The organism is Psychrosphaera sp. F3M07, from assembly GCF_018860345.1.
Classification (GTDB): Bacteria; Pseudomonadota; Gammaproteobacteria; order Enterobacterales; family Alteromonadaceae; genus Psychrosphaera; species Psychrosphaera aquimarina.
In genome coordinates this window covers 542,387-546,992 of sequence record NZ_JAHKPJ010000021.1, presented here as the reverse complement: position 1 = coordinate 546,992, position 4,606 = coordinate 542,387, and the positions used below count along the sequence as shown (strand labels likewise).

Here is a 4,606-nt window from a genome sequence, read left to right as displayed (position 1 = left end):
TTAATGACCTTTTTTATTTTATGAATTTTAGCTTAAAACAAAGTGGATAAGCTAACGACTAAAACTGATCTTCGTTGATTCTCATTAACGAGGCAGGACTAGTCATCATTAATTTACTGTGAGTGTCGATTCTTGGCAGGATTCGTTCGTAATAAAAACGAGCGGTTTTAATTTTAGAACGATAAAACTCTAAGTCACCTTCACCTTGTTCAATTTTCTCATAAGCGGTCTGTGCCATTTTTGCCCACATATAAGCCATAGTGATGTAACCAGAATACATTAAGAAATCAACAGAAGCAGCGCCAACCATATCCCGATCTTTACGCACTTTTAACATGATCCTATAAATATATAACTGCCACTTTGCGGCTTCTTTGGCTAACGGAACAATAAATTTGTTCATTTGTTTTTTTTGCGGATTGTTTGAAACAACACTTTTATCTTTGCAATAAGATAAGATCTCTTTTATAAACAAGGAAAGCTGCTTCCCACGGTCTAACATTACTTTACGGCCTAACAAGTCCAGAGCTTGAATACCGGTAGTACCTTCATACAAGCTGGATATACGAACATCACGTAAGTTTTGCTCCATGCCCCATTCTTTAATATAACCGTGACCGCCAAATATTTGCATACCAAGATTAGAAGACTCAAAACCAAGCTCAGTTAAAAAGGCTTTGGCAATAGGGGTTAATAAACCAAGTTTATCATCTCCTTTTTGTCTAACTTCTTCTGTTGCGCCATTAATAAATTGGTCGGCAAATAATCCAGTGTAATAGATCATTGCTCTACCACCTTCAACAATGGCTTTTTGTGTTAACAACATACGTCTAACATCTGGGTGTACGATAATAGGATCTGCGACTTTTTCTGGGTATTTTTTACCAGACAATGAACGCATAGATAATCTGTCTTTGGCATAAGCCAAACTTGATTGATAAGCGTTTTCAGCGGCACATACGCCTTGTAATGCAGTACCCAATCTTGCTGTATTCATAAAGGTGAACATGCATTCAAGGCCTTTATTTTCAGGTCCAATCAAAAAGCCTTTAGCGCCATCAAAGTTAAGTACGGCAGTGGCGGAAGCTTTGATGCCCATTTTGTCTTCAATCGAACCACATACAACTGGGTTACGTTCTAATAGTTCGTTGTTTTCGCCAACATTAAATTTAGGAACGATAAACAATGAAATACCGCGCGTACCACTTGGTGCGTTGGGTAAACGTGCTAATACGATATGAATGATGTTTTCTGTTAAGTCATGTTCACCGGCAGAGATGAATATTTTACTGCCAGTAATGGCAAAACTACCGTCATCGTTAGGGACAGCTTTAGTTCTTACTTGACCTAAGTCAGTGCCACATTGAGCCTCGGTTAAACACATAGTGCCTGACCAAGTGCCTTCGGTTAATTTAGGTAAATAAGTTTGTTTTTGTTGTTCAGTACCATGAGTAATGATGGTATTCATTGCCCCTAAACTTAAGCCTGGGTACATGCCAAACGACCAGTTAGCTGAACCCATCATTTCAGACTTGATAAGCCCTAATGATTGAGGGAGACCTTGACCACCGTATTCGGTATCAAAAGAAAGACCTTGCCAACCACCTTCCACATACATGTTGTAGGCTTCTTTAAATCCACTTGGTGTGGTGACATCACCATCTTTAAATTTACAACCTTCTTTATCACCTGACTGGTTGATAGGAGATAGCTCGTTTTCACAATACTTAGCACACTCCTGTAATATGGCGTCGACCATATCTGGAGAAGCATCTTCGTAAGAAGGGAATGAGGCATAATGTTTTTCAAATTTGAATACGTCGTCGATCAAGAATTTAATGTTATCGATAGGGGCTTTATATTGATGCATGATTTGAATTTACTCATTTAGTGAATCAAGTGGTCGGATTAGTCTATAGTGCAACTTTTTTTTAGTTTAGGATAGTTTTAATCTTAATGCGTTAATGTTCACCAATAACGCGAGAATAATTTTATATCTTCAACATGCTATTAAGTTATTTCATTGTGATTTATCTTCGATTCAGCAAACAAGGTCAGGTTAGTAATGGTCGTTTTAGCGATTTGTGTTAATGCTTCACCAGTGAAGAATCCTTGATGACCAGTAATGATCACATTAGGGAAAGTAAGCAAACGCTGAAAAATGTCATCTTGAATAATGGACTCGGAATGATCTTCAAAAAATAACTCACTTTCCTGTTCGTACACATCTAAAGCCAAATGGCCGATTTTGCCAGATTTCAAATGTTTTATTAAACTCGCTGTATCTACCAGTCCACCGCGACTTGTATTGATGATCATCACTCCATCTTTCATTGAACTAATACTTTTATCATTAAGCAAATGATGAGTTGATTGATTTAAAGGACAGTGTAATGAAATGATATCTGCTGTTGTCAGTAAGGTATCTAAATCGGTATAAGTAAAACCAATGTCTTGCTGTTTTGACGTATTTTGAACAGGATCAAAAGCAATCACGTTAGCGCCAAAGCCTTTCATTATCTTGGTTGTGGCCAAACCAATATTACCTGTCCCAATAATACCTATGGTTTTTCCATGAATATTAAAACCCAATAAGCCAGCTAAACTAAAATTGCCTTCTTTGGTTCTGTTAAACGCTTTATGTATATGCCTATTCAAAGTCATCATAAGCGCAACTGTATGTTCTGCAACGGCTTCTGGACTATAAGCTGGAACACGGGCACATTGAATGCCAAGTGCTTTGCATGCCTCCAAGTCTAAGTTATTAAAACCTGCGCATCGTAAAACAATAAATTTCACACCATTTGCTTTTAACTCAGATAACACATCTTGGTTAAGTTCGTCATTTACAAATACACAAACAGCATCAAATCCTGCGGCTAGTTTTGCGGTGAGAGACGTTAACCTGTTTTCAAAAAAAGTAATGGATATGTTGTTAGTTGCAGCAGCCATTAAACTGGTTTTGTCGTAACTCTTAGTACTAAATACCGCTAATTTAATTGGTTTCATTTACATCAATCCTTGTTTTAACTTATAGCATCATCATTAGTGTATTTGAATTTAGCAGAAGCCATTAGATTTAAATCAATGTCAGTGTAATAATCGCGTTAATTGTTTGATTATTTAGGAAAGTAAAATGAAAGTGAGTTTTATTGGTTTAGGCGTTATGGGTTATCCGATGGCTGGCCATTTAGTTAAGGCTGGTCATCAAGTTACCGTTTATAACCGCACTTTAGCTAAAGCTGAAAAATGGCGAACAGAATTTAATGGCTATTTAGCAATTACCCCTAAAGATGCAGCAAAAGACAGCGAAATTGTTTTTGTCTGTGTCGGTAACGACGATGATTTACGCCAAGTTATGTATGGTGAAATTGGTATTTTGGCAGGTGTTAAATCTAATACGTTAATTGTAGATCACACAACAACCTCCGCCGATGTAGCCCGTGAAATATATGAAAAAGCCAAACAACAAAACGTGAGTTTTATTGATGCACCGGTTTCAGGTGGTCAAGCGGGGGCTGAGAATGGCGTTTTAACCGTAATGGTTGGCGGTGATCTTGCTGACTATGAAAAAGCAGAGCCTATAATGTCGGCCTTTGCTAAATTCTCAAAACGTTTAGGTGAGGTAGGTGCAGGGCAATTAACCAAAATGGTTAATCAAATATGCATAGCAGGCGTAGTGCAAGGTTTAGCAGAAGGTTTACACTTTGCTCGTTCAGCAGGATTAGATGGTCCAGAGGTGATTGAAACTATCTCTAAAGGCGCAGCAGGTAGTTGGCAAATGGAAAATCGTAATCAAACCATGTGGCAAGGGGAATACGAGCACGGTTTTGCTATAGATTGGATGCGTAAAGACTTGGGCATAGCTTTAGATGAAGCCAGAAGAAACGGCTCACATTTAGCACTTACGGCTTTGGTTGATCAGTTTTACTCAGAAGCACAAGCTCTTGGTGGTAATCGTTGGGATACATCTGGGTTGTTGGCGCGATTAGAGAAAAATAGAGGTTAGCAAGGGTAGCCTGACGGCTTCATTCTCTACGTGGTGATATAGCTGTTAAATCGTATTTATATGAACTCTAAGGTTTCGCCTTGACGGCGCAGGTTGTCAGTTCCCGACACAACCTAAGCTGGCACATCCATGGCGGTCATCAATAATACAGCCCTGTATTGATGACAACCCTTTATCCATGAAGTGAACCCTACCTTTTTCAACAGCCAAAAAGGTAGGCGACTTTTTGTTTAATGTTATTACTGTGACTTCGAATTTAAATGAACTCTAAGGTTTCACCTTGACGGCGCAGGTTGTCAGTTCCCGACACAACCTAAGCTGGCACATCCATGTGCCAGACTATACCTTTTTTCAACAGCCAAAAAAGGTAGGCGAAAAAGGCCGCTCCTAATCAATATTCATATCTTCAATACAATTCAGTTTTATCTTCAAAAACGGGATGTATATTCGTCCTTTGGTCATCTAATAAAACATCCCTGTTTTGATGACATCCCATCATCCATGATGTGAAAAATCATCCCTTATTCGACGTCCTGTCTCATATTTTGGAAAACTGATTATATTTCAGGAATATTTAGATGGAGACTTAAAAGCAAA

General features: G+C 38.4%; 3 protein-coding genes. 1 reads left to right on the top strand and 2 read right to left on the bottom strand.

What is annotated here, in order from left to right:
• Positions 1–58 precede the first annotated feature (58 nt).
• Both KO505_RS13015 and KO505_RS13010 read right to left on the bottom strand, forming a co-directional pair.
• Positions 59–1,870: an acyl-CoA dehydrogenase C-terminal domain-containing protein gene (locus tag KO505_RS13015; protein WP_216055875.1), complete on the bottom strand. Its 1,812-nt coding sequence runs from the start codon at positions 1,868–1,870 to the stop codon at positions 59–61.
• Between the two features lie 140 nt (positions 1,871–2,010).
• Positions 2,011–3,000 (bottom strand): 2-hydroxyacid dehydrogenase, encoded by a 990-nt coding sequence (locus KO505_RS13010; protein ID WP_341206383.1) that lies wholly within the window; start codon positions 2,998–3,000, stop codon positions 2,011–2,013.
• A gap of 136 nt (positions 3,001–3,136) precedes the next feature.
• Here KO505_RS13010 and KO505_RS13005 point away from each other — a divergent pair, with 136 nt between their 5' ends.
• Positions 3,137–4,009, top strand: a complete 873-nt coding sequence (locus KO505_RS13005; RefSeq protein WP_216055873.1) for an NAD(P)-dependent oxidoreductase — start codon at positions 3,137–3,139, stop codon at positions 4,007–4,009.
• The last annotated feature ends 597 nt before the right edge of the window (positions 4,010–4,606 follow it).